Below are 23,413 nucleotides of genomic sequence, written 5' to 3' on the forward strand. Positions count from 1 at the left end.
GAGCCAGCTCTTTTTTATGCTTTATAAACGATCATTGCTGAAAAACAATAAATTTGGTTCTCATCATCGTTAATGGAAACACCAACTTGGTACTTAATATCTACAAAGTTACTATCATCAATCTTTTTCAAAAACACATTTACAGCGTCTTCTAAGTCTTTTTCGTGACTTTCATCAAACACTTTCACACGAATCATGTTAACACCATCCTAGATCGCAGCCCTCCGCCGCTTGATTATTGCCACGGTGCGTATCTATGATGCGATAAAATTTTCCGTCTTCATATATATATCCGTCTTCTAACACATATTGTTTACCTTCAGTATAGACATAAAACTTACCTATCATAAATTTACTCGTATATAATTCCAAACAATCTGGTCTAAATTTAGCTACAACTTTATTTGTAATATCAATTTTTATTGTGCGCCCCACCTTCTCTCCCTCCTTTGCAAAGAACGGATTTAGGTATATTGTATTAGCGATTTTACATTTTATGCTTAAAAATAAGTGGATATGCCTTCTTTCTTCACCTGTACTATTTTTCTAAAAAAATCATAGATAAGTAAGAGCAAAAAAATATATATATAAAAAAGAGTTTTTACTTATTGACTCGGATATAATTATTATGGTATTATATAAAATTTGACATTTTTATTCACTTATGTTATCATTAAAGATGGTTACCACATATGGAGGTGGATGATTTGTTTCAAATTGGTGATAAAATCGTTTATCCAATGAACGGCGCAGGAGTCATCGAAGCCATTGAAGAGAAAGAAATATTAGGAACAATACGTCAATATTGTGTGATACGTATCATTAGTAAAGATATGCAAGTAATGCTTCCTATGGATCAATTACAAAAATCAGGTATTCGTTATATCGTAGATAAAGGTACGTTAGATGATATACTTCTTGAATTTCAAAACGGGGAATCAGATACATCACTTTCCTGGAAACAAAGATATACAATGAATATGGAAAAAATGAAAAACGGCAATCTGCAAGATAGTGCAGAAGTTGTTCGTGATTTACTTCGCCGCAATAAAGAGAGAGCTTTAAATGCGAGCGAAAAACAAATGCTAGATAATGCCCGAAAAATGATGATTAGCGAAGTTGCACTTGTACAAAATGTTTCTGAACATCAAGCAACAGAATATCTTCAAGATACAATTAATCATTAAATTTAAAATAGCCGACCGCTATTTTTTTTGCAGAAAAAAGGACAAAGAGCTAAAACTCTTTGTCCTTTTCTATTACCCTCGCCCTGCTTGAAACGATGGATATAACGTCATTCCACCATCTGCAAATAACGTAATTCCAGTTACGTAACTGGCCTCTGAAGAAGCGAGCCACGTTGCGACTGCTGCAATTTCTTCCGGTTTTCCGATGTAGCCCATCGGTATCATACTTTCTACGTCAGCACGTTTTTTAGGATCCGCAAACTTCTCTGCATTAATTGGCGTATTTATTGCACCTGGACCAATATTATTTACGCGAATGCCTTTTGGTGCGTATTCTAGCGCTAACGTTTCTGTCATCAGTTTAATGCCGCCCTTACTAGCTGCATAGTGCACAAATAGCGGCCACGGGATTTTCTCGTGAACACTCGACATATTAATGACAGAACCTTTAATATCATGTTCTACAAAATATTTAATCGCTTCTCGGCTTCCTAAAAAAGCACCTGTTAAATTTGTATTGATTACTTTATTCCAATCTTCTAGCGGCATTTCATGCGATGGTATTGCATTTTCTATCCCTGCATTATTAATCATAACGTCAAGCGTACCAAACTCTTTCACAGCAGATTGAATGAGGTTCACAACGTCAGCTTCAACCGTCACATCACCTTTTACAGCAATCGCTTCTCCGCCTACTTTTTTAATTTCTTCTAATACATCATGCGCTTCTGACTCTCGCGAGCGATAGTTAATTACTACTTTTGCGTTCTCCTTAGCAAACCTTACTCCCATCGCTCTTCCAAGACCAGTTGCTGACCCTGTAATAACGACAACTTTTCCAGCTAAATCACTATACATTTCAATACCTCCTTTAACTTTTTGCAACACCTAACATAATTCCCGCCGCGATAATAAAAACGATACCGACGACAATACCCGTTAATTGACGTTTCGTTTTCTTTTCACCTAATATAAGAATCCCGCCAAGCGTTGAAATAATAATTCCCATTTGCGATAGCGAGAAACTAGTTGCCACTCCAACACGCGGCTGCGAAATGAATAAAAACATATTTCCAGCTGCCCAAATTAATCCTGGGATAATATTTCGTAGTGCATATTTATTAAATGGATGGTGTTTGAACGTAAGCAAAATGCCCCCTAACACCATACCGACTGCTTGTGGCAATAAAGCTGACCAACCATCTACGTTAAATAGTCTAATCACTACTACGTAAACTAAATAGCCGACTGTTGAAATCAATAAAATGATAATGCCCCTTTTAAAATTCCCCGCCTGCTCTGCATTCTTTTCTTCTTCACTTTGAAGTGATGTTAAAATAACACCGATAATAATACAAACGAGAGCCAAAACGCCAAGGACGACTGATATTGTCGTGGACCACTCATGAAATACGATGACTCCAAATAAAGTCGTCGCAACTAATTGCAGTCCTGTTGAAATGGGCATCGTTCTCGAAACACCCATTAAATCAATACTTTTTAATTGATTCGCCTGACCAAGTGCCCAAAATAAACCTGACACAATTCCAACTCCGATAATAGTAGGAGTCAATACGGGCTTCATAAAAATATAAACAACAATTGAGAAAATAAGTGCACCAAACGTTGTACCGAGCGTTTGACTATACGGTCCTCCGCCCAGTTTTACGTTAAATAGCACAATACTTCCCCAAAATAGAGCCGGTAAAATCGCTAAAAGTATGTCCATCGCTCATTACCTTTCTTTACTAAATTTCATAGGTGATCACTCGGAATCATTAGAGTGAGCTTTTATCTTTTCTTTTTCCCGTTCACAAACTTTTTCTGCAATAGCACCAGAAACATTCTTTTCTCGCTCCACCTTCTTTATTTTTACGTGATCTAAATGATCTTCCAAAATAAGTGTAACTTTATCATTCGGCGGATTATGTGCACCTTGGAACGTAAGAAATTGTAGCGTAATTTCAAATCTAGGAACGAACTCACCGTTCTTGCCGAGACGCTTTATATTTATAACGGAAGCACATTCATATTGATCTTCTGTCACTTGTCTAATAACTGAATAGTACCTATTCGATAATGCACTCTCTAACAGCTGTTCCCTCGATTCTTTCGCCAAAGAATCACTTGGGGAAGAGAAGAAGACCGAACAAATCATTGTAATAACTACACATATTTTTTTCATAATACCCTCCTTGTTCTATAAATTAGTGTTCGCAAAACTGCCATAAAAAAACGACTTCCCCTATGTAGGAAAGTCGTTTTAATGAATCCAATATTAACCACCGCTCACTGGTGGGATTAGTGCAACAACATCACCATCCCGAATCGTGTCATCTTCATTTGCGTATTCTTCATTAATCGCAACCATAGTTGATGCTGTCACTGGTACATTATATTCTTTAGCAACAACATCTTTTAACTCTGCAACCGTAATATTTTCTTTCTCTATTTGTAATTCACTTGTTCCTGCTTCTTCTTGCAAGTGCGCAAATAACAATACTCGAATCATACTTATAGCTCCTTCCCAGGCTCTCCCGCCGGATATGGTGTTTTTTCTAATTGATCACCAATCCATGAATCTCCATCTTCCCAAAACTCCTTTTTCCAAATCGGAACAATTTGTTTTATGCGTTCCATAATATATTCATTCGCCTCATAGGCCGCTTTACGATGCGGTGTTGAAACAGCAACAACAACCGCGATATCAGAAATTTGCAGTGTACCGATGCGATGTGTAATCGCAACGTGTGTACCTGGCCACTTCTCTTTCACTTCTGAGCCAATTTTCTCTAGCATCTTTTCTGCCATCGTTTTATAAGCGACATATTCTAAGTATAATGTACGACGCCCTTTCGTAAACTCCCTAACCGTTCCAATAAATGTTGTAACAGCACCGCATTCGCGGCGAATAACCTTCTTCGCTACCTCTTCAATCGAGATTTCTGTATCAATTATTTCATAATACGTATTTGTCATTTCGTACTCCTTACCGTTTGTATAAACCAGTCTATATACAACTCTTCTTCTGTTATATGAAATACTTTATATTCTTCTCGTAAGTTTGTGGGAGCATCATGCCACGTAATAACGGCTACTATATTTTCTACTTTATGTAAAAGTTCAACGTCTTCCGCAGAACGAAGTAACACTACTTTCGGATAGCTCTCTTTTTTATAGCCCTCTATTAAAATTGTATCCACTTCAAAAAACTCATATAAGCGAATAATTTCTTGCAAGGACCATTCCTCTCTTAATGACGACAGTGAAAGTAATCCAGCGCCTTCTACACTACTGACAACAGCACCAGCCTTTCGGTGCCTTTCACTATCTTTTTGCGCTACTTCTGGAAAACCTCCGTGCCCGTGATGCTTAATTGTAGCAACTTTCATTTTTCGTTCAGCTAATGCGTACACAATTTTCTCAACAAGCGTTGTTTTTCCGCTATTTTGATACCCTACTATTTGTAAGATTGAAGGGGCTTTGCCCATGGCCACTCACATCCCTCGGCGTGCTCTAACAACAATACAGATACTTTCATCCCTGCTTCAAATCCTCTCGTTCCTCCAGGCAACACAATAAAAGCATTCGCATCTGCAAGTGAAGAGACCGCACTCGATTTATCTAAGCCGACCGGCATCGTTTGTAATGCTCCGTCCACGATTGTCACCTTTGCTCTTACAAAGCGAGTAAACGGATTTGGCTTCGGAAAATCCGTTTGCAAAATAGCATCTGCTCTATATACGTGAGGTTCTTTCGCGTACAAATATGTTTTTATAACCGGATGCACAAATAGCTCAAAGCCTACGTAGCAAGCTGACGGATTTCCTGATAAACCGAAAAGTAACTTTCCCTCAACTTCAGCTACTGTCGTTACACTTCCTGGTCTCATCGCTATTTTATTAAAGAGTACATTCGCCTGTAATCTTTCATAAATAGCTGGCAAGTAGTCATAATCTCCTACCGACACACCGCCTGTCGTAATTAAAATATCAACCTCATCCATCGCCGATTGAACAGCGGCGAAACATGCATCTAACTCGTCGGCAAGTTGACCATAATAACGAACTTTCCCTCCGGCTTTCATAATTTGAGCTGCAATCATATACGAGTTACTATTTCTAATTTTCCCCGGCTGTAACGACTCATGTACTTCTAGCAGTTCACTTCCTGTCGTCACAATACCAACAACAGGCTGTTTTACAACTTTCACAGTACTATATCCAAACGTCGCTAATAAGGCGGCAACACCTGGATTGATTGCAACGCCTTTCTTAACGAGAACTTGATTTCGTTTTATATCTTCGCCTTTAAATGACACATTGTCACCACTATTAAAAGAACGCTTTACCTTCATATATGTTTTTCCGTTCTTCTCAAAACCTTCCGTCAGCTCTAGCATTACGACCGCATTACAACCCTCTGGAATAGCTGCTCCCGTCATAATACGAACCGCTTTAAAAGGCCCTACTTCATCTAAAAAAACAAATCCCGCCCCGATTTCCCCTATTACTTCAAATTCAACTGAATTCTCTTGATTCGCTTCTTTCGTATCTTCTGCTCGAATTGCGAAACCATCGTAAGGAGAACGATCAAAATGAGGAACGTCATGATCAGAGACAACATCCTCCCCAAGAATTCTTCCGTAACTTTCCGTAATAGAAACTTCTTCTACTTCACCATTCTTCGCATATTCCATTACTCTCTCTACTGCCTCAGCAACTTGAATTGGAATTCGTTTTTCTACCATCGTTTCTCACCTCATATTTGCAATTTTTTTTATCTCGATTAAACTTTATATATTAAATAGAAATTACTTCAAGGAGGAATTCCATGTCTTCATTCACACACTTTAATGACCAAGGACGCGCGAAGATGGTTGATATAAGTGACAAAAAAGCAACCGTTCGAACAGCAATTGCGTGCTCTAGCATTGTCGTTACAAAAGAAATTTACGATAAAATCTCTCACAATAAAATTGGGAAAGGTGACGTACTAGCAGTTGCACAAATCGCAGGTATTATGGCTGCGAAACGCACTTCTGATATTATCCCAATGTGCCATCCTTTATTATTAAAAGGTGTTGACGTTTCTTTCGATTGGAAACAATCCGAAGAACAATATCGATTACTTATTGAAGTAAAAGTTAAAACAGAAGGTAGCACCGGTGTTGAAATGGAAGCTTTAACAGCTGCTTCCGCTACAGCTCTTACTGTGTACGATATGTGCAAAGCTGTTGATAAAGGTATGATTATTGGCGAAACATATTTATTTGAAAAAACAGGTGGAAAAAGTGGAGATTATACGAGAAAGTCTTAATCTTCTCTCTGCTGAACCTAAAGGGCTCCCTTTAGGTTCAACCTATATATCTTGCATATAAACGTTTTGCTACATTTATATCATTCGTCCCATGAATAAAGGCCCTGCCATCTGTAAATAAAACAAAACGAAATTCCTCTACCCGAAATGATAATAAATACGGAGTAGCTTTTACATCCACGCTTCTTTGTAAGCGCTTTTTAATTTCTTCTAAATTAAATTCATTCCGCACACCTGGACGGATTTGTACTGTATTTCGGCCACATAACACTTCTGTTTTCGTTTGTGCTTCAAATGTTAAACTCGGATATGTACGTAATCTTCCACAAGATAAACATGTGTCTTTTTTCTGCCTATTCACTTTAAATGCCATCTGTTGATTATTCCAAAGATCAAACGATAACATCGTTTCGCGAAGCGCCCCATAGTCTTCTACTAATATTTTCAGCGCTTCCGTTATTTGATGTGCAACTACTAATTGCACGGCTGGCTGTATAATACCCGCCGTATCACATGTCGCCCCGCTCGCTGGATGTTCCATTAAACAGCGGAAACACGGTGTTTTTCCTGGTAAAATTGTATACGTTACTCCGTAGCTTCCGACACAACCACCATATATCCACGGAATATTATACTTTTGTGAAATATCATTAATAAGAAGACGCGTTTCAAAATTATCTGTCGCATCTAATATTAAATCTACATCATTCACTAGCTCTTCCATTTCTTGCACTGTTACATCAGTCACAACCGGATTTATTTTCACCTCAGAATTAATCGCTTGTAAATGCTCTGCTGCTGCTACCGCTTTTGGTTTATACTGCTTTGCATCTTCTTCTGTATATAATTGTTGTCTTTGTAAATTACTCCATTCTACATAATCACGATCCGCAATTGTTATTTTGCCAACACCTGCTCTAACAATTGCTTCTGCATTCGCTGCACCGAGAGCACCAGCGCCGATAATAAGCACATGCTTCTCTCTAATTTTTCTCTGTCCTTCTTCTCCAACACCAGAAAATAATATTTGTCTTGAATATCGCTCCTGCATACGATAGCCCCCTTTCTTATCCTCCTATATAAGACATTTCAATTTTCGGACGATTCTTTGCACTTTCTTCTGTCCGTTCATCCGAATATCTATCTTTTCTATTCATCCATACACCTTGTATAACGCTTACTAACTCATCATCCGAAAGATTTCCTCTAAGAAGTTCCCTTACATCCAATCCTTCTGTCGCAAATAAGCAAGTATAAAACTTTCCATCTGCCGAAATTCTCGCTCTCGTACAAGAGGAACAAAATGACTCTGAAACAGAAGTAATAAAACCGACTTCGACATTTGTTCCAACGTAACGATATCGCTTCGCAACTTCACCGAAATAATGCGCTTCAGTTGGCTCAAGTGGATACACACTATGAATCATCTCAATTAACTCTCGCTTTGTAACGACTTGATCAAAGTTCCATCCATTTGTACTACCAACATCCATAAACTCAATAAACCTAAGTGTGATTCCTTGCTCTTTAAAATAAACAGCCATCGGAAGTACTTGATGGTCATTCATCCCTTTTTTCACAACCATATTTACCTTTACATCAAGCCCGGCCTCTTTTGCAGCCATAATTCCCTTTATAACAGGTTTCGTATTGATATTCCGACCATTAATGTCCTTAAATACATCGTCATCTATTGCATCTAAACTAACATTTACTCTATGTAATCCAGCTTCTTTTAATGCTTTTGCTTGTTTCGTTAAATGAATTGCATTCGTCGTTAACCCTATATCTACTAACCCTTCAATTTTCACGAGACGTGCAATAAGTTTTGTTAAATCTTTACGCAACAGTGGCTCGCCACCAGTAAGTCTAATTTTTCGTACACCGACGCTAACAAATAGTTTTGCCAAACGCTCAATTTCATCAAACGTCAGTAAAAACTCATCTTTCAAAAAAGCATAATCTGGCCCAAAAACTTCCGCTGGCATACAATATGTACATCTAAAATTGCAACGATCAATGACAGATATGCGCAAATCTTGAAGTGGGCGTCCAAAAAAATCTGTAACCATCTCCTGCATCGCCACCCTCCCTTTCTGCCAAATTTCTCTCTTTTCATTCTATTATAATATATTTTCGAACTGCGATGTTTTTGCTCAAGTGAATAAAGTGAAACTTTCCTAATCAATGAGACTACATACAAATAATGAGATAAAAAACCTTGAAGCATAAAAGCCCCAAGGTTTTCTTCTTATTAACTTAATCTAATAATCGTTAGAGTAGCTCCTGGCGTTGCCGTAGATAATGTAGCTATCGCAACTAATCCAAATAATTGCAAGCTAACAGCGGCTCCAGCAGGTAAGTTAGCAATTATTGGTGCACTAAATGAACCAGTAGCCAATGTCGGAGCGTTTATCGTTCCCGCAAGCGGACTGCCATTTACGGTTATACGAGAACTTACAACTAACCCTGCCGTTAGATTAATTGTATAGGCTATATAATAATTCCCTGCATTCGCAACTGTGAATACAGTATTCGTACCATTAACAGTGATTCCTGGTCCAATATTTTGATTGTTCGGTAACGGTACATTCGTACCACCTAATAAAACGGAAATAGCGGTTCCTGATGTATTATTCGCAAATGCATACGTTGCAGTTGTACTAACTCCGGTCACACCCGTTGCCCCAGTGGCCCCGGTTGCTCCCGCTCCAGTTGGGCCTGTTGGACCTTGAATTCCTTGTGAACCGGTTGGACCAGTGTCCCCTGTTGGGCCTTGTGCTCCGGTTGCTCCCGTGGCTCCGGTTGAACCTTGTGGACCCTGGATTCCCTGCGGACCTTGAATTCCTTGGGGACCTGTCGCTCCAGTCGCTCCCGTTGGACCTTGAATCCCTTGCGAACCTTGTGGACCTTGTGCTCCGGTTGCTCCTGTATCCCCTGTTGGACCTTGTGGACCTTGTAACCCTTGCACTCCTTGCGGACCAGTTGGACCTATTTCGCCTTGCACTCCTTGAATTCCAGTTGGGCCTTGTGGACCGGTCGGACCTTGTATCCCTTGTATCCCTTGTATCCCCTGTGGACCTTGTGCCCCAGTGGCTCCAGTTGCTCCTTGAATTCCTTGCGGACCTTGTTCTCCTTGGATTCCTTGTGGGCCGGTTGGACCTTGGATTCCTTGTGGGCCTTGAATCCCTTGCGGACCTTGTTCTCCTGTTGCCCCTGTTACTCCTTGGATCCCTTGCGGACCTTGAACTCCTTGTGGGCCGGTTGGACCTATGTCACCTTGCACTCCTTGAATTCCTTGTGGGCCTTGTAAACCCGTAACTCCGGTTGCTCCCGTTTCTCCTGTCGCTCCTGTCACTCCAGTTGAGCCTGTCGCCCCGGTATCTCCAGTTGCTCCTGTCACACCGGTTGCTCCTGTCGGTCCAGGTGGTCCACCGGATGGACCTGTCACTCCAGTCGGACCTGATGGCCCCGTTGGACCACTCGGTCCTGCTGGTCCTCCAGAAGGACCAGTTACACCTGTTGGACCGGTTACTCCAGTTGGGCCTGTAGTTCCTTCCCCTGTCGCACCAGTTACGCCCGTATCTCCTGATGCTCCCGTCGGACCTTGAATTCCCTGTATTCCTTGTGGACCTTGCACTCCTTGAGCACCCGTTGCTCCTTGAATTCCTTGTACTCCTTGAACTCCTTGTGGCCCCATCGGACCTGTTGGGCCAATCGCTCCTTGAGCACCTTGAACTCCTTGTGGGCCCTCTGGACCTGTTGCACCTATATTTCCTTGTACACCTTGAATTCCAGTTGCTCCTTGTGCTCCTGTTGCTCCGGTTACACCTTGAGGTCCTATAGCCCCCTGTATACCTTGTTGACCTTCTGGACCGGTTGCTCCTATTGGCCCTTGAATTCCCTGTATACCTTGCGGACCCTCTGGACCGGTTGCTCCAGCTGGTCCTGGCACCCCTTGTATTCCTTGCGGGCCTTGAAGTCCTTCTGGGCCTTCTGGTCCTGTTGGGCCTATATCACCCATCGGTCCTTGAATCCCTTGAACCCCTTGCGGTCCCGTTTCTCCTGTTGGACCTGGTACTCCTTGAATTCCTTGTGGACCTTGATCACCAGTTGCTCCTGTCACACCTTGTGGTCCAATAGCCCCCTGTATACCTTGCGGACCTTGATCACCAGTTGCTCCTGTTATCCCTTGAATTCCCTGAACTCCTTGTATTCCTTGTTCACCAGTTACGCCCGTCGGACCAGGAATACCTTGAATACCTTGCGGACCTTCTGGGCCGGTTGGTCCAATCGGCCCTTGAACCCCTTGTATTCCTTGCAAGCCCTGCGCTCCTGTGCTTCCAGTTGGACCTGTAGTTCCTGCTGCTCCAGTTACCCCTGTACTTCCTGTTGCTCCTGTATTTCCCGTTGCTCCCGTCGCACCTGTACTTCCACTCGGTCCACCACCCGGACCTGTCGCACCAGTTGCCCCCGTCGGACCTGGTGGTCCTCCAGATGGACCCGTTATCCCTGTTGGACCTGTTATTCCAGTTGGGCCTGTAACCCCTTGACCCGTTCCTCCTGTTGGACCAGTACTTCCACTCGGGCCTTGCACTCCTTGTATCCCTTGCGCTCCTTGTATTCCTTGTGGACCAGTTACTCCTGGTACCCCTTGCACACCTTGAATTCCTTGAGGTCCCTCAGGTCCAGTCGCTCCAATCGGACCTTGTAACCCCTGTATCCCCTGTATACCTTGTGCCCCAGTCGCTCCTGTTGGACCAATCGGACCTTGTAACCCTTGCACTCCTTGTGGTCCAGTTGCTCCAGTTTCTCCTTGTGGTCCCCTCAATCCTTGCTGTCCTTGTTGTCCTTCTGGTCCTGTTGCACCCATTTGTCCAGCTAGTCCTTGAATCCCTTGCACTCCTTGAGGTCCTGTCGGGCCCCTCTCTCCCATTGGACCTTGTAATCCTCTTGGTCCTTGTGGGCCTGTTGGACCTTGGGGACCGGTTGGACCAGTAATCCCAATGCCAGTAAATCCCGTTGGAACGGGAGGAAAAGTAGGTCCAATAAGATTTGGTGAAATTCTGAAATTAGAATTTAATGAATTTTGTTTATCGCGCCCTTTCACACTTTCACCACCTACACACCATCTTTTTTACATTAAACAAACCTCTTCTTTTTAATATGTATTTACAAAAACAATCTCAAAGACTATTTTTATTTTAAATAATAAAAACCCCCTTAATTCCTTAAGGGAGTCCAGCTACTGAATCCATATTATCTGTATTAGGGACAGCTTGTGCTATGCTCGATGCATTTACACTTTGCCCCATATTTGCTCCTGTTACAGTACCAGCAGGAGTGCCCCTTGTATATGTTGTCGTCACAGAATCTCCCGGCTGTAAACAAAGCTTTGTCTCCGTCCCTATTACTGTAACAACATCAATCCAAGTACAACCCATTGAACCACTATACGATTTCGTAGCAGTAAATGACGTATCACTCAAATTATCACCAGTAAATATATTCCCAGTGTTATTCACAATAACAAACTCTTTTATATGAGCAGGCATAATCACACTCTACCTTTCCTCTATGAACCTAATGTACGTGTACTCGTTGCTAATGGTGGAAGAAACACTGATGTTCTAATCACCGCTTCTGACTGTCTTTTCCCATTTAAAAAAATAGCCGCACTCGAACCTCCAGCACCTGCGTATATTTTTGCTACAGCTAAAGGTGAGATATCATAACAGTCACCAACATTAACAGCCCCTGTATTATTAATAATTTTCACTTTCCGCAAGTTAATCCCCATTTACCTATCCCCCTTTTGTACACTGTATGCAAAAGAAAAAAACTTGAAACAGACTCGTTTCAAGTTTTTAACTATTAACTATTTCGTTTCACCTTCATATTGAAGCATTCCGCCAACCATATTTACTGTTTTAAATCCTTGTTCATTTAAATAATGGCATACATTTTCACTGCGCATTCCCGAACGACAAATAAAGATATATTCATTCTCTTTATCAAAGAAATCTACTTTATTTGGGATATCACCCATTTTAATATGTACAGCTTCTGGAATTTTTCCTGCTGCTACTTCTTCATCTTCTCTTACGTCTACTAAAAATAACGTTTCTCCATTTTCTAAACGCTCTTGCACTTCTTCTGTAGTAATTGTTTTAACTTCTGTCATATGTCGTTCCTCCTTATATACAATAAAACCTTTAGTCTCTTCCTTAAACAAGCATATCTAGTCAATTTTAGCATGCGAAAGAAAGAACGCAAAGAATGGAAATTTTATTTCTCAATTTTCCCGCAAAACTTATTCTTTACAAACATAACTCGTGCATTGTATCCTCAATATACTTGTTTTATGAAAGGAGCCAATGAAAATGACACTTTTTCTTTTCATTATGGGCATCATTTTCTTAATCATTGCAATTATTGCTCTTAGTATGAAAAATAATAAAAAGATAAAATCACCACAAGAAATGTCATTCTTATTTCTATTGCTTAGTATCGCATTCTTCGGTATAGCAATTGCCACATATATTTTCCGTCTACAAATCATGTGAAAAAAGGTGCCTACTACATACATCGCACCTTTTTCACACCATTTATTTTCTACGCAAAACTAGATACTTTCCGATTTAAAAACTCATGCAATTTCTTTTCAAATAAATGAATATCAAATGCTCCCGCCATATGCCCATTTATACTTTCTATCTCATACACTTCCGCATATTTCCCCTGTTTTTGCAAAATGTCTACCATTTTATAATTATAACGTGACGGCTGAAGCAAATCTTGTTTACACGGAATCATAAGTACATTTGCCTCTATGTTAGAAAGCGCCTCTTCTAAAGACGAAAATCCATGCGCAATATCATGTAATAAAACTGCTTTCGCAGTGTATATCCATGAATTTGCATCTACTAAATCTATACTTCTATATGTCACTTTATTTATTTCTTTCTCAAATGATGTTAATGTAGAAACCTTTTCATAAGGTTCTACTTCTATACTATTACGAGGGAATGTTGTTTCATAAAAATGCTCATCAAATGCGTTCATAAACATCATTCTATTTGCTAAATGAAGTCCCTTCATTGGCTGCTCTTCTCCATATTTCCCGCCCTTCCAACTTGGATCCAGTTGAATAGCCTCAATTGCATTTTGTGCTACATTTACCGACGTAATAATTGGATTTTGCGGATTCGTAATAACACCAATCATCCGCTCTACCATATGAGGATAATGAACAGCCCATTGCTGCGCAATCATCCCGCCAGCTGACGGTCCCATTACAGCATATAACCTTGAGATTCCCATATCTTTTATTAACTCATATTGCATACGAGCTACATCAAGAAATGTAAAAACCGGAAAATCCATCGCATATTCATCTCCAGTTTTCGGATGAATCGATTTCGGTCCCGTTGTAAACACATAAGGGTTCTTCACCTGCACATTACAAAGATTATCAGTGCATATAACAAAATATTTATTTGTATCAATTGCTTTTCCCGGTCCAATTAAACCATCCCACCAACCAGACTCCTCATCATGCGCTGTATATTTTCCTGCCGCATGACTCGTTGCACTAAAATAATGGCATACCAAAATCGCATTTGACCTTTCTCTATTTAAAGTACCATACGTCTCATACCCCATTTGAACAGGAATTCCCCTACCAATTTCAAACGTAAATTCTTTTAAAATAAACTTCTCTTTTTTTACAATTTGCACAGACTCTCCCTCTCCCCGTTATAGTATGAACTGCTTACTACATGTTTTTTTCTACGCAAACCAAACTCCTTCTTCTTTTGATAAATAAATGAATAATATACAAAATTAGCCACAAAATAGCACTATATTACACAATCAAAGAGGGAATACATATGATTTGGAATTGGCTACGTAAGAAAAAAAAATCAAATACAACAGAAACAAACGAAACAGATAACTCGGAGCAACAACCTAACAACCAAGAGAATGATAACAAAGAACAGACTAGAAGTATGAAACATAATAAAGATAGCAATAGCGAGCAAAAAAAAGAGGAACACAAAGAGCCTTCTCAGGATCAGCAGCAACAACAACATTCCAAACAAGACGACTCGGATCAGAATCAACAACAACAACATTCTAAACAAAACGACTCGGATCAGAATCAACAACAACATTCTAAACAAAACGACTCGAATCAGAATCAACAACAACACTCTAAGCAAAATGACTCGGATCAGAATCAACAACAACATTCTAAACAAAACGACTCGGATCAGAATCAACAACACCATTCTAAACAAGACAACTCGGATCAGAATCAACAACAACACTCTAAGCAAAATGACTCGGATCAGAATCAACAACAACATTCTAAACAAAACGACTCGGATCAGAATCAACAACAACATTCTAAACAAGACAACTCGGATCAGAATCAGCAACACTCTAAGAAAGATAACTCGACCCAAGATCAACAGCAAATCTCTAAACAAGATAACTCGGCCCAAGATCAACAGCAAAACTCTGGAAATAATAGTATTTATGATTTTACGAAACCAGAAAAAGACCGTATTCATTCTCTACAAGATTTAATAGGGAAGCTCAAAAAGTCTAGTGATTTTGTTAATTACCATACATCTGACGATGAAACAATGCCTTATTGGATTTCTTACTATCGTCCTTCACTTGATGGTGAGAAATTGCAAAAGTACTTAATGCCTACTCTTTTGGAACGACCTAAGGCTTCACTAGAAGAGCTGAAAGAACATATTCCGATGAGCGGCATTACAATTACGAACGATTTACAAAAAATTGAGGACATGGTTTTAAAGGGGCATGCGATTGTTCAAGTAAATCAACAAGATCAAAAATGTATGCTTGCAAATATTGCAATTGATAATTATCGTGCACCAACTCCACCTTTAAACGAATCGACCGTTATCGGTCCTCAGGAAGGTTTCGTAGAGGATATTGATACAAATATTAATTTAGTTCGAAAACGTCTTCCTGTTTTAGATTTACAAACAAAAGAGATGATTATCGGCGAGTTTTCCAAAACAAAAGTTGTCATGATGTATTTAGACAACCTCGCTGAAAAAGATAATGTAGATTTTCTCGAGGAGTCATTACGTGCTCTTGAATACGATCAAATTAATGATAGTGCTTATATACAAGAATTGATGGGAGAAAAGTCGATTTTCCCTCTCTATATCAATACAGAACGCACTGATAGAGTTACAAAAGCACTAATCGATGGGAAAATCGCTATTTTTGTTGATGGTTCTCCAAGTGTTTTACTAACACCTGTATCCTATTTTGATTTTTTCATTTCACCAGAAGACTACAACGTCTCTTGGCTATACGCTACATTTTCAAGGATTTTACGCCTTATCGCCGTTCTATTCTCGATATGTGCTACACCGTTATACGTTGCAGTTTTAAATTATCATTATGAACTTATTCCGAGTGATTTACTTGAAACTTTGATTTTATCAAGGGCACAAGTACCATTTCCGCCTTTAATTGAAGCACTCTTTTTAGAACTCGCAATCGATTTATTAAGAGAAGCTGGCGCGAGGTTACCGATGAAAGTCGGTCAAACGCTCGGTATTGTAGGCGGTATCGTAATCGGACAAGCATCCGTACAAGCTGGTTTAACGAGTAACATTTTATTAATTATCGTTGCACTATCAGCACTCGCTTCCTTTATTACACCTATTTATAAAATGGGTAATGCAGTTCGATTACTACGCTTTCCCTTTCTTATGTTTGCAGAAATAGGCGGATTGTTCGGGATTTCTCTTGGATTTATCTTTTTATTTACTCATCTATTCAGGCTTACTTCCTTACGCAAGCCGTACGCTTTGTTTTATCCGACGAGACAACAGTCGGTTAAGGACTCTTGGATTCGTTTTCCTTTAACGATGATTGATACAAGGGATGTACAAGCGAGACCACAACATGTAAAGAAAGCAGCGAAAGGAATTTCAACAAAACATAGATCGGATTTTGATGATTAAGAAATGAGGTGCATTGATGAGTAAAGTTCAAGAAAAATATCAAATATCTCCTGTCTTTGTCTTCTTCTTAATTCACGGTGCACAGTTCGGTGCTGGCGTTCTCGGATTCGCTCGAATTATTGCAAAAGCAGCTGGATACGACGGCTGGATAGGAGTTCTAATTACAGGAATCTGTATCCATGTTCTTATATGGATGATGTATTTTTTATTAAGGGAAACAAACGGGAATTTAATTGATTTACATCGACAAACATTTGGGAAGTGGCTAGGAAATGGTATCAGTATCATCTTTATGGCTTATTTTTTAATCGTCAGTATTTCCGTCATTCGAACATATGTTGAAATCATTCAAGTATGGATGTTTCCTACCGCTTCAACTTGGATGTTAACACTCTTTTTATGCCTAGTTAGCTATTACATCATTTCTTCTGGATTTCGTGTCGTTACTGGTATTTGTGTTATATCTGTTGGTGGTACACTTGGGTATTTATTTCTAAGCCTATTCGTTTTGAAATACTCACATTGGGATAATTTACTTCCTATATTCACACATTCTTTTTCAGATATTTTAAAAGCCGCTCAACTGTCAATCTACAGTATGACAGGGTTTGAGATTTACCTCATGATTTATCCGTTTGTGAAAAAACCTATGCAATCTCATAAATACGCTCAATACGGGGCACTATTTTCAAACCTACTATATTTATTTAGTACCCTTTTAGCCTTTGCGTTTTTTAGTGAGAAACAATTGTTAAAAACAATATGGTCACAACTTTCTATGACCCAAGTCATTCAATTACCATTCATAGAAAGACTCGAATATATTGCAATTTCCGCTTATGTACTCGTTATTATTTCAAGTTCTATCCTTCCTTTATGGGCAGCAATGAGAGGCACTCACGAAATATTTCGGGTGAAACAAAGAGGTGTTCTAATCGCTTTTATCCTTATCACTCTCATTGTTTCACAACTTTTAACAAACAGACATGATATTAATAATTTTATTAGTAATGCGTCAAAAGTTAGTTTTTGGCTCATTTATGTATATATCCCAATCCTATTTATTATTGTGTGGGTGAAAAGAAAATGGAAAAAATCAAAAGCACAAGCAAATTAATACTTATTTTTTGTATAACATTCCTCAGTCTAACTGGATGTTTACAAAAAAATATTATCGACGATGTACAACTGATTCAAGGAACCGTATTTGACGTTGCAAAGGATAATAAAGTAAAAGTAACATTCGTTTGTCCCATTCAGAAAAAAGGAAATAAAGTTCAAGTTTTTGAAGGCAGCGCAAATGCTGTAAAACAAGTAAAAGCAGACACATCTTTAGAGTCTTCTCAACCATTTGCTAGCGGACAAATGCGTGTCGCCCTATATACGATAAGACTTGCAAAAAAAGGAATGTCTACTTCATTCGATACATTACTTCGAGATGTGAATATAGGGAACGCTTTATATATTGGTTTATTAGAGGGGAATGGTACTGAACTTTTAAAAGGGAAATATACAACATCATACAACGTTGCAATTTATATAAAAAAGTTGCTAGAACATAATATGGAGACCGGTCCTTTACCAACGGATAATCTGCATGTAGGAGCATTCCGCTATTATCAAGAAGGGCAAGACTACTATATTCCCATTTTAAAGAAACATGGTGATAAAATAAAAATCACCGGAATTGGTCTTTTTAAAAAGGATAAATATATCGGTAAAATTGCGCAAAAAGATATGTTCATCTTTAAAGGGCTGTTAGAAAAACATAAATTAGATTCACACGAATTTAAAACAGATTCTGCGTACGTAATGATTAATAATATTCGTTCTGTTCCAACTTACGATATAAAAATTAAAAACGGGAAGCCTTCTTTTTTCATTCACGTTCATCTCGATGCACGTATCCAAGAACTATCGAAACAAATTAACTTAGAAAATAATAAAAACACAAAAAACATTGAAAAAAATGTACAAAAACAATTGGATGTACAGGCTGCCAAACTCATTAAGCAGTTTAAATCTTTAAATGTCGATCCCCTCGGGCTAGGTGCAAAGTATAAGCAACATTATCGCCCATTCAAAATAGAAGAGTGGAGACAAATGTACAAAGATGTTCCAATTCATATAAAATACACCGTAAATATTACAAATTCTGGTGTAATTGAATGAGAAATGATTGAACTCCTCTCTCCAGCATGATACAACGGAAAGAGGAGTTTTTATTTTAGATAGAGAGAGAAGATATTTATGGGGGAGCTTATGTCTAAAAAATTAGTAAAGCCTATTTTAAATGGTATTTTATTTCTCGGCGTCTTTTTATTTGCTCATACATACTTAAAAAATGTTTCCTTCACACGTTATTTACTTGTCGTTATTCCAATGTTGCTCGTTGGTATGTTTGGCATCGATCTTATTTTATCCATTTTAATAAAAGAAGAAAAATAACGAGCAAGGCCGTCCCAAAAGTATTCCGGGATGGCTTTCTTTTATTAATAGGTTTTGTCGTTAAGTCGATATAATCTTTCACTATCACTAGCTTAACTAAAAGATGAAACTTTTGAACAGTCCCTTTTCATTTCATAATCACCTTATGTTACAATGAGATTCGGCACAAAGCGAGAAAGGATGAAACAACATGACAAACGAAAAAGGTTTAGATAAAGGATACGAACTTGTTGCAAAAATGCATGAAGAGTTCGGACACCCTGTGACAAATACTCCAACGAAATTAACAGAAGAACGTGCAAAAATTCGTGCTAGCTTTATGCAAGAAGAGCTAGAAGAATTTCTAGAAGCAACGACTGTTGAAGATCAATATGATGCACTGATTGACCTTATTTACTTTGCATTCGGAACGTTTGCAGAAATGGGCGTACGTCCAGATAAAGGATTCGAAATTGTAAATAACGCAAACATGGCAAAATTATTCCCTGATGGGAAACCTCGATTCCGCGAAGGCGATGGCAAAATTCTAAAACCAGAAGGCTGGCAGGCACCAGAGCCACAACTTCGTGCTGAAATCGAACGCCAACGCCAAGAAGCTGAAAAAAACTGCTAGGATTTCCTAGCAGTTTTTTATTATGTCTTTTTTTCTGCAATTCATTAATGACCCACGTGTCCCGCGTGTCCCGCTGCTCCACCAATACTAGCCGCTCCTGCTGCTGCTCCTGCTGCTCCTGCTCCAATTCCACCTGTCCAAGGAGAAGATTGTTGCTGTTGTTGATATTGCTGATATTGCTGATATTGTTGGTGCTGTTGGTGCTGTTGGTGCTGTTGGTGACCTTGATGGCCTTGGTGGCCGTGTTGGCCTTGATGACCGTGTTGGCCTTGATGACCGTGTTGACCTTGATGACCGTGTTGGCCTTGATGATGGTGTTGGCCTTGATGACCGTGTTGGCCTTGATGACCGTGTTGGCCTTGATGATGGTGTTGGCCTTGATGATGGTGATGCCCTTGGTGCGTTTGATAAAGAACCGCCTGTGGATGTATATGATGGTGTCCGTGGTGATGTACTTGTTGTTGATGGCCATGTTGGCCTTGATGATGATGACCATGATGACCGTGTTGACCTTGGTGATGATGGTGTCCATGATGACCGTGTTGACCTTGATGGTGGTGATGTACATGATGACCGTGTTGGCCTTGGTGGTGATGGTGTACATGGTGGCCGTGTTGGCCTTGGTGATGGTGATGTACATGGTGACCGTGAACACCTTGCGGATAACCCCCTACTCCACCTGCTACAACACCTACTCCCGGTACCGGAAATCCTGTCTGTACTCCTCCAACGAAAGAAGGAAATGTAGTTGGTACTCCTACTGGAATTCCCGTCTGTACGCCAGCTACTGATGTCGGAAATCCTCCTGTTACTGTAGGCATTCCAGCACCTGATGTCGAAAATCCTCCCATTACTGTAGGCATTCCAGTTTGCATGCCAGCTACCGATGTTGGAAATCCTCCTGCTGCTCCACCCATCCAGCTTGGAATTCCACCGTATCCTTGTTGGCCAGCTCCTCCCATCCAGCTCGGAATTCCACCGTACCCTTGTTGGCCAGCTCCTCCCATTAACATCATTTGTGTATAACTGTCCGATTCGCCTCCGAAGAAGCCATGTGGTGCATTATTGTCCATCCCTTTCATTCCTTTCACCTCTTCTACTCAATTTAGCCTACCTTTTTTATCATATTTCCTATAGAAAAATAGGTGTTTGTCTGTATGGGAATTCCGCTCTTTTATTTGTACGTAGTGGAATAATTGAAAACTTAGACTAAGGTGATCCTGAAATTATTTTCTACACCAAAAAGCTCAGAGCATAAATGCTCTGAGCTTTTCTTTCATTCATTAGTTTGCAACAACGTTAACAAGTTTTCCAGGAACAACAATTACTTTACGAACTGTTTTCCCTTCAATTTGGTCTTGAATTGCTTCAAGTGCAAGTTGTTCCATTTCTTCTTTTGATGCGTCTTTACTCATTGTTAGTTTCGCGCGAACTTTTCCCATAATTTGAACAACGATTTCAACTTCATCTTCTACAAGTTTAGACTCATCAAATGTTGGCCAGCTTGCATATGTGATTGTTTCATTGTATCCAAGTTTGCTCCATAGTTCTTCCCCGATATGAGGTGCAACTGGTGCAATCATTTTTACGAAACCTTCTACATATTCTTTTGGAAGTGTTTCAGCTTTATATGCATCGTTGATGAATACCATCATTTGAGAAATCGCTGTGTTGAAGCGAAGCTCTGCATAGTCTTCTGTTACTTTCTTCACTGTTTGGTGGTAAGCTTTTTCAAGCTCTTTATTTGGTGCATCAGTAATTTTCTCACTTAATTCACCATTATCTTGAATGAATAGACGCCATACGCGGTCTAGGAAACGACGAGCTCCGTCAAGACCATTTTCAGACCAAGCAATCGAAGCATCTAATGGTCCCATGAACATTTCGTATAGACGAAGTGTATCTGCACCATGGCTTGCTACGATATCATCAGGGTTTACAACGTTACCTTTTGATTTACTCATTTTCTCGTTGTTTTCACCTAGAATCATACCTTGGTTGAATAATTGTTGGAACGGTTCTTTCGTTGGAACTACACCGATATCATATAATACTTTATGCCAGAAACGAGCATATAGTAAGTGAAGTACAGCGTGCTCTGCTCCGCCGATATAAATATCAACTGGAAGCCATTGTTTTACTTTTTCAGGATCTACAAGTGCTTCGCTATTGTTTGGATCGATGTAACGTAGGTAATACCAGCAGCTACCAGCCCATTGTGGCATTGTATTTGTTTCACGACGACCTTTTTTACCAGTTTCAGGATCAACAACGTTTACCCACTCTTCAATGTTAGCAAGTGGTGATTCACCTGTACCTGAAGGACGGATGTTTTCTGTTTTAGGAAGAACTAATGGTAATTCTTCTTCTTTCACAGCTGTCATTGTGCCATCTTCCCAATGGATTACTGGAATTGGCTCACCCCAGTAACGTTGACGGCTGAATAACCAGTCACGTAGACGGTACGTTACTTTTTGATTTCCTGCGCTCGTTACTTCAAGCCATTCAATCATTTTTACGATTGCTTCTTCTTTATTTAAACCATCAAGGAATGCTGAATTTACGTGCGCACCATCACCTGTGTATGCTTCTTTCGTAATGTCTCCGCCTTTTACAACTTCCTTCATTGGAAGATTGAACGTTGATGCGAATTCATAGTCACGCTCATCATGAGCTGGAACTGCCATTACAGCACCTGTTCCGTAAGTTGCAAGAACATAGTCAGCGATCCAGATTGGTAATTTCTCGCCATTTACTGGGTTAACTGCGTAAGCACCAGTGAATACACCAGTTTTCTCTTTCGCAAGTTCTGTACGCTCTAAATCGCTCTTCATTTTAACAGAGTTAATGTAAGCTTCTACAGCTTCTTTTTGATCTGCTGTTGTAATGTCAGCAACAAGTGCATGTTCCGGAGCAAGTACACAGTAGCTCGCACCAAATAGTGTATCAGGACGCGTTGTGAAAACTGTGAATTTCTCGTCTGTACCATCGATGTTGAAGTGTACTTCTGCACCTTCAGAACGACCAATCCAGTTACGTTGCATATCTTTTAAGCTTTCTGGCCAATCAAGCTCATCTAGATCTTCTAATAGACGATCTCCGTAAGCTGTAATTTTTAACATCCATTGTCTCATTGGACGACGCTCAACTGGATGGCCACCGCGCTCACTCTTACCGTCAATGATTTCTTCATTTGCAAGTACTGTACCAAGTGCTGGGCACCAGTTTACAGGTACTTCATCAACGTAAGCTAAACCTTTTTCAAATAGTTTTAGGAAGATCCATTGTGTCCACTTATAGTAGTTTGGATCTGTTGTATTTACTTCACGATCCCAATCGTAAGAGAAGCCTAATGCTTTAATTTGATTACGGAACGTATTAATATTAAGCTCTGTAAATTCTGCCGGGCTGTTTCCAGTATCAAGTGCATATTGCTCTGCTGGAAGACCGAACGCATCCCATCCCATTGGATGAAGAACGTTATATCCTTGCATACGCTTCATACGAGATAAAATATCTGTCGCTGTATAACCTTCTGGATGTCCTACGTGTAGACCTGCACCTGATGGATATGGGAACATATCTAGTGCATAAAATTTTGGTTTTTCTGTCTCATCTGGCGTACGGAATGTTTTATTCTCTTCCCAGTACCCTTGCCACTTCTTCTCAATATTTTGATGATTAAAGCTCATGAGATACCCTCCTTGAAATTCTATTTATTTTCACCGCCCAAAATACAAAAAACCTCTCATCCCTAAAAAGGGACGAGAGGTTATAGATTCCCGCGGTACCACCCTAAATTAATGTACATATATACATTCGCT

General features: G+C 39.7%; 26 protein-coding genes and 1 other annotated feature (1 of these 27 only partly in view). Of the genes, 8 read left to right on the top strand and 18 right to left on the bottom strand.

What is annotated here, in order from left to right; all coding sequences use genetic code 11:
- Nucleotides 1-14 precede the first annotated feature (14 nt).
- Both J0835_RS23175 and J0835_RS23180 read right to left on the bottom strand, forming a co-directional pair.
- Nucleotides 15-197: a sporulation protein Cse60 gene (locus J0835_RS23175; RefSeq protein WP_000621751.1), complete on the bottom strand. Its 183-nt coding sequence runs from the start codon at nucleotides 195-197 to the stop codon at nucleotides 15-17.
- Between the two features lies 1 nt (nucleotide 198).
- Nucleotides 199-435 carry a DUF2553 family protein gene (locus tag J0835_RS23180; protein WP_000533797.1) on the bottom strand — a complete coding sequence of 79 codons (237 nt, stop codon included), beginning with the start codon at nucleotides 433-435 and terminating at the stop codon, nucleotides 199-201.
- A 257-nt stretch (nucleotides 436-692) separates the two neighbouring features.
- Between J0835_RS23180 and J0835_RS23185 the strand changes: the two genes are divergently transcribed.
- On the top strand, nucleotides 693-1,187 hold the full coding sequence (locus J0835_RS23185; protein WP_001998466.1) for a CarD family transcriptional regulator: 495 nt from the start codon (nucleotides 693-695) through the stop codon (nucleotides 1,185-1,187).
- A 72-nt stretch (nucleotides 1,188-1,259) separates the two neighbouring features.
- On the opposite strand, the gene J0835_RS23190 is transcribed toward J0835_RS23185, so the two are convergent.
- The 7 genes from J0835_RS23190 to J0835_RS23220 form a co-directional block, all read right to left on the bottom strand.
- Nucleotides 1,260-2,045, bottom strand: coding sequence for a glucose 1-dehydrogenase (locus J0835_RS23190; RefSeq protein WP_087982501.1), 786 nt, complete (start codon nucleotides 2,043-2,045; stop codon nucleotides 1,260-1,262).
- Nucleotides 2,046-2,058: 13 nt separating this feature from the next.
- The gene (gene glcU, locus J0835_RS23195; RefSeq protein WP_087982502.1) at nucleotides 2,059-2,916 is read right to left on the bottom strand and encodes a glucose uptake protein GlcU; all 858 of its coding nucleotides are present in this window, start codon (nucleotides 2,914-2,916) and stop codon (nucleotides 2,059-2,061) included.
- 36 nt (nucleotides 2,917-2,952) lie between these two features.
- Nucleotides 2,953-3,372, bottom strand: coding sequence for a DUF3888 domain-containing protein (locus J0835_RS23200; RefSeq protein WP_087982504.1), 420 nt, complete (start codon nucleotides 3,370-3,372; stop codon nucleotides 2,953-2,955).
- Nucleotides 3,373-3,465: 93 nt separating this feature from the next.
- A complete protein-coding gene (gene moaD / locus J0835_RS23205) occupies nucleotides 3,466-3,699 on the bottom strand; it encodes a molybdopterin converting factor subunit 1 (protein WP_000621775.1) in 234 nt (77 codons plus the stop codon).
- A gap of 2 nt (nucleotides 3,700-3,701) precedes the next feature.
- Nucleotides 3,702-4,166, bottom strand: coding sequence for a molybdopterin synthase catalytic subunit MoaE (moaE, locus tag J0835_RS23210; RefSeq protein ID WP_087982506.1), 465 nt, complete (start codon nucleotides 4,164-4,166; stop codon nucleotides 3,702-3,704).
- Nucleotides 4,163-4,678: a molybdopterin-guanine dinucleotide biosynthesis protein B gene (gene mobB / locus J0835_RS23215; protein ID WP_087982508.1), complete on the bottom strand. Its 516-nt coding sequence runs from the start codon at nucleotides 4,676-4,678 to the stop codon at nucleotides 4,163-4,165. The genes moaE and mobB overlap by 4 nt, the downstream gene beginning before the upstream one ends.
- The gene (locus J0835_RS23220) at nucleotides 4,648-5,937 is read right to left on the bottom strand and encodes a molybdopterin molybdotransferase MoeA (RefSeq protein WP_087982510.1); all 1,290 of its coding nucleotides are present in this window, start codon (nucleotides 5,935-5,937) and stop codon (nucleotides 4,648-4,650) included. The genes mobB and J0835_RS23220 overlap by 31 nt, the downstream gene beginning before the upstream one ends.
- Before the next feature lie 83 nt (nucleotides 5,938-6,020).
- On the opposite strand from J0835_RS23220, the gene moaC reads away from it, so the two are divergent.
- Nucleotides 6,021-6,506 carry a cyclic pyranopterin monophosphate synthase MoaC gene (moaC, locus tag J0835_RS23225; RefSeq protein WP_048562060.1) on the top strand — a complete coding sequence of 162 codons (486 nt, stop codon included), beginning with the start codon at nucleotides 6,021-6,023 and terminating at the stop codon, nucleotides 6,504-6,506.
- Between the two features lie 37 nt (nucleotides 6,507-6,543).
- Here moaC and J0835_RS23230 read toward each other — a convergent pair whose 3' ends face one another.
- From J0835_RS23230 to J0835_RS23255, 6 genes are all read right to left on the bottom strand, one after another.
- Nucleotides 6,544-7,557: a molybdopterin-synthase adenylyltransferase MoeB gene (locus J0835_RS23230; RefSeq protein WP_087982511.1), complete on the bottom strand. Its 1,014-nt coding sequence runs from the start codon at nucleotides 7,555-7,557 to the stop codon at nucleotides 6,544-6,546.
- Nucleotides 7,558-7,573: 16 nt separating this feature from the next.
- Nucleotides 7,574-8,587, bottom strand: coding sequence for a GTP 3',8-cyclase MoaA (gene moaA / locus J0835_RS23235; protein WP_087982513.1), 1,014 nt, complete (start codon nucleotides 8,585-8,587; stop codon nucleotides 7,574-7,576).
- Nucleotides 8,588-8,760: 173 nt separating this feature from the next.
- A complete protein-coding gene (locus tag J0835_RS23240) occupies nucleotides 8,761-11,616 on the bottom strand; it encodes a BclA-related collagen-like exosporium protein (protein ID WP_087982515.1) in 2,856 nt (951 codons plus the stop codon).
- 121 nt (nucleotides 11,617-11,737) lie between these two features.
- Nucleotides 11,738-12,061, bottom strand: a complete 324-nt coding sequence (locus J0835_RS23245; protein ID WP_087982517.1) for a hypothetical protein — start codon at nucleotides 12,059-12,061, stop codon at nucleotides 11,738-11,740.
- A gap of 20 nt (nucleotides 12,062-12,081) precedes the next feature.
- Nucleotides 12,082-12,306: a spore germination protein gene (locus J0835_RS23250; protein WP_064474525.1), complete on the bottom strand. Its 225-nt coding sequence runs from the start codon at nucleotides 12,304-12,306 to the stop codon at nucleotides 12,082-12,084.
- Nucleotides 12,307-12,384: 78 nt separating this feature from the next.
- Nucleotides 12,385-12,690 carry a rhodanese-like domain-containing protein gene (locus J0835_RS23255; protein ID WP_000141212.1) on the bottom strand — a complete coding sequence of 102 codons (306 nt, stop codon included), beginning with the start codon at nucleotides 12,688-12,690 and terminating at the stop codon, nucleotides 12,385-12,387.
- Nucleotides 12,691-12,889: 199 nt separating this feature from the next.
- Here J0835_RS23255 and J0835_RS23260 point away from each other — a divergent pair, with 199 nt between their 5' ends.
- Nucleotides 12,890-13,072, top strand: a complete 183-nt coding sequence (locus J0835_RS23260) for a hypothetical protein (protein WP_063222421.1) — start codon at nucleotides 12,890-12,892, stop codon at nucleotides 13,070-13,072.
- Between the two features lie 49 nt (nucleotides 13,073-13,121).
- On the opposite strand, the gene J0835_RS23265 is transcribed toward J0835_RS23260, so the two are convergent.
- Nucleotides 13,122-14,246 carry an alpha/beta fold hydrolase gene (locus J0835_RS23265; RefSeq protein ID WP_087982519.1) on the bottom strand — a complete coding sequence of 375 codons (1,125 nt, stop codon included), beginning with the start codon at nucleotides 14,244-14,246 and terminating at the stop codon, nucleotides 13,122-13,124.
- A gap of 152 nt (nucleotides 14,247-14,398) precedes the next feature.
- Between J0835_RS23265 and J0835_RS23270 the strand changes: the two genes are divergently transcribed.
- The 5 genes from J0835_RS23270 to J0835_RS23290 all read left to right on the top strand — a co-directional run bounded on the left by J0835_RS23270 (nucleotide 14,399) and on the right by J0835_RS23290 (nucleotide 19,589).
- Complete coding sequence (locus tag J0835_RS23270; RefSeq protein ID WP_333728171.1) at nucleotides 14,399-16,528, top strand: spore germination protein; 2,130 nt, start codon at nucleotides 14,399-14,401, stop codon at nucleotides 16,526-16,528.
- Nucleotides 16,529-16,544: 16 nt separating this feature from the next.
- Nucleotides 16,545-17,645, top strand: coding sequence for a spore germination protein (locus J0835_RS23275; protein ID WP_087982521.1), 1,101 nt, complete (start codon nucleotides 16,545-16,547; stop codon nucleotides 17,643-17,645).
- The gene (locus tag J0835_RS23280; protein ID WP_087982522.1) at nucleotides 17,615-18,700 is read left to right on the top strand and encodes a Ger(x)C family spore germination protein; all 1,086 of its coding nucleotides are present in this window, start codon (nucleotides 17,615-17,617) and stop codon (nucleotides 18,698-18,700) included. Before J0835_RS23275 ends, J0835_RS23280 begins: the two co-directional genes overlap by 31 nt.
- 90 nt (nucleotides 18,701-18,790) lie before the next feature.
- A complete protein-coding gene (locus tag J0835_RS23285; RefSeq protein WP_000038782.1) occupies nucleotides 18,791-18,976 on the top strand; it encodes a hypothetical protein in 186 nt (61 codons plus the stop codon).
- 190 nt (nucleotides 18,977-19,166) lie between these two features.
- Complete coding sequence (locus tag J0835_RS23290) at nucleotides 19,167-19,589, top strand: hypothetical protein (RefSeq protein WP_000180547.1); 423 nt, start codon at nucleotides 19,167-19,169, stop codon at nucleotides 19,587-19,589.
- Nucleotides 19,590-19,633: 44 nt separating this feature from the next.
- On the opposite strand, the gene J0835_RS23295 is transcribed toward J0835_RS23290, so the two are convergent.
- Together J0835_RS23295 and leuS are read right to left on the bottom strand one after the other, a co-directional pair.
- On the bottom strand, nucleotides 19,634-20,671 hold the full coding sequence (locus tag J0835_RS23295; RefSeq protein ID WP_087982524.1) for a hypothetical protein: 1,038 nt from the start codon (nucleotides 20,669-20,671) through the stop codon (nucleotides 19,634-19,636).
- Between the two features lie 201 nt (nucleotides 20,672-20,872).
- Entirely contained in the window at nucleotides 20,873-23,281 is a 2,409-nt protein-coding gene (leuS, locus tag J0835_RS23300; RefSeq protein ID WP_087982526.1) for a leucine--tRNA ligase, read from the bottom strand.
- 65 nt (nucleotides 23,282-23,346) lie between these two features.
- Nucleotides 23,347-23,413: a binding site (T-box leader), on the bottom strand; it runs 153 nt beyond the window's last position.

Origin of the sequence: Bacillus cereus group sp. Sample62, from assembly GCF_036851315.1 — a bacterium.
GTDB classification, from domain to species: Bacteria; Bacillota; Bacilli; order Bacillales; family Bacillaceae_G; genus Bacillus_A; species Bacillus_A wiedmannii.

Coding starts and splice junctions, on each gene's coding strand:
- J0835_RS23175 (WP_000621751.1), bottom strand. CDS start 197: ATGATTCGTGTGAAAGTGTTTGATGAAAGTCACGAAAAAGACTTAGAA.
- J0835_RS23185 (WP_001998466.1), top strand. CDS start 693: ATGGAGGTGGATGATTTGTTTCAAATTGGTGATAAAATCGTTTATCCA.
- J0835_RS23190 (WP_087982501.1), bottom strand. CDS start 2,045: ATGTATAGTGATTTAGCTGGAAAAGTTGTCGTTATTACAGGGTCAGCA.
- glcU (WP_087982502.1), bottom strand. CDS start 2,916: ATGGACATACTTTTAGCGATTTTACCGGCTCTATTTTGGGGAAGTATT.
- J0835_RS23200 (WP_087982504.1), bottom strand. CDS start 3,372: ATGAAAAAAATATGTGTAGTTATTACAATGATTTGTTCGGTCTTCTTC.
- moaD (WP_000621775.1), bottom strand. CDS start 3,699: ATGATTCGAGTATTGTTATTTGCGCACTTGCAAGAAGAAGCAGGAACA.
- moaE (WP_087982506.1), bottom strand. CDS start 4,166: ATGACAAATACGTATTATGAAATAATTGATACAGAAATCTCGATTGAA.
- mobB (WP_087982508.1), bottom strand. CDS start 4,678: ATGGGCAAAGCCCCTTCAATCTTACAAATAGTAGGGTATCAAAATAGC.
- J0835_RS23220 (WP_087982510.1), bottom strand. CDS start 5,937: ATGGTAGAAAAACGAATTCCAATTCAAGTTGCTGAGGCAGTAGAGAGA.
- moaC (WP_048562060.1), top strand. CDS start 6,021: ATGTCTTCATTCACACACTTTAATGACCAAGGACGCGCGAAGATGGTT.
- J0835_RS23230 (WP_087982511.1), bottom strand. CDS start 7,557: ATGCAGGAGCGATATTCAAGACAAATATTATTTTCTGGTGTTGGAGAA.
- moaA (WP_087982513.1), bottom strand. CDS start 8,587: ATGCAGGAGATGGTTACAGATTTTTTTGGACGCCCACTTCAAGATTTG.
- J0835_RS23245 (WP_087982517.1), bottom strand. CDS start 12,061: ATGCCTGCTCATATAAAAGAGTTTGTTATTGTGAATAACACTGGGAAT.
- J0835_RS23250 (WP_064474525.1), bottom strand. CDS start 12,306: ATGGGGATTAACTTGCGGAAAGTGAAAATTATTAATAATACAGGGGCT.
- J0835_RS23255 (WP_000141212.1), bottom strand. CDS start 12,690: ATGACAGAAGTTAAAACAATTACTACAGAAGAAGTGCAAGAGCGTTTA.
- J0835_RS23260 (WP_063222421.1), top strand. CDS start 12,890: ATGACACTTTTTCTTTTCATTATGGGCATCATTTTCTTAATCATTGCA.
- J0835_RS23270 (WP_333728171.1), top strand. CDS start 14,399: ATGATTTGGAATTGGCTACGTAAGAAAAAAAAATCAAATACAACAGAA.
- J0835_RS23275 (WP_087982521.1), top strand. CDS start 16,545: ATGAGTAAAGTTCAAGAAAAATATCAAATATCTCCTGTCTTTGTCTTC.
- J0835_RS23280 (WP_087982522.1), top strand. CDS start 17,615: ATGGAAAAAATCAAAAGCACAAGCAAATTAATACTTATTTTTTGTATA.
- J0835_RS23285 (WP_000038782.1), top strand. CDS start 18,791: ATGTCTAAAAAATTAGTAAAGCCTATTTTAAATGGTATTTTATTTCTC.
- J0835_RS23290 (WP_000180547.1), top strand. CDS start 19,167: ATGACAAACGAAAAAGGTTTAGATAAAGGATACGAACTTGTTGCAAAA.
- J0835_RS23295 (WP_087982524.1), bottom strand. CDS start 20,671: ATGAAAGGGATGGACAATAATGCACCACATGGCTTCTTCGGAGGCGAA.
- leuS (WP_087982526.1), bottom strand. CDS start 23,281: ATGAGCTTTAATCATCAAAATATTGAGAAGAAGTGGCAAGGGTACTGG.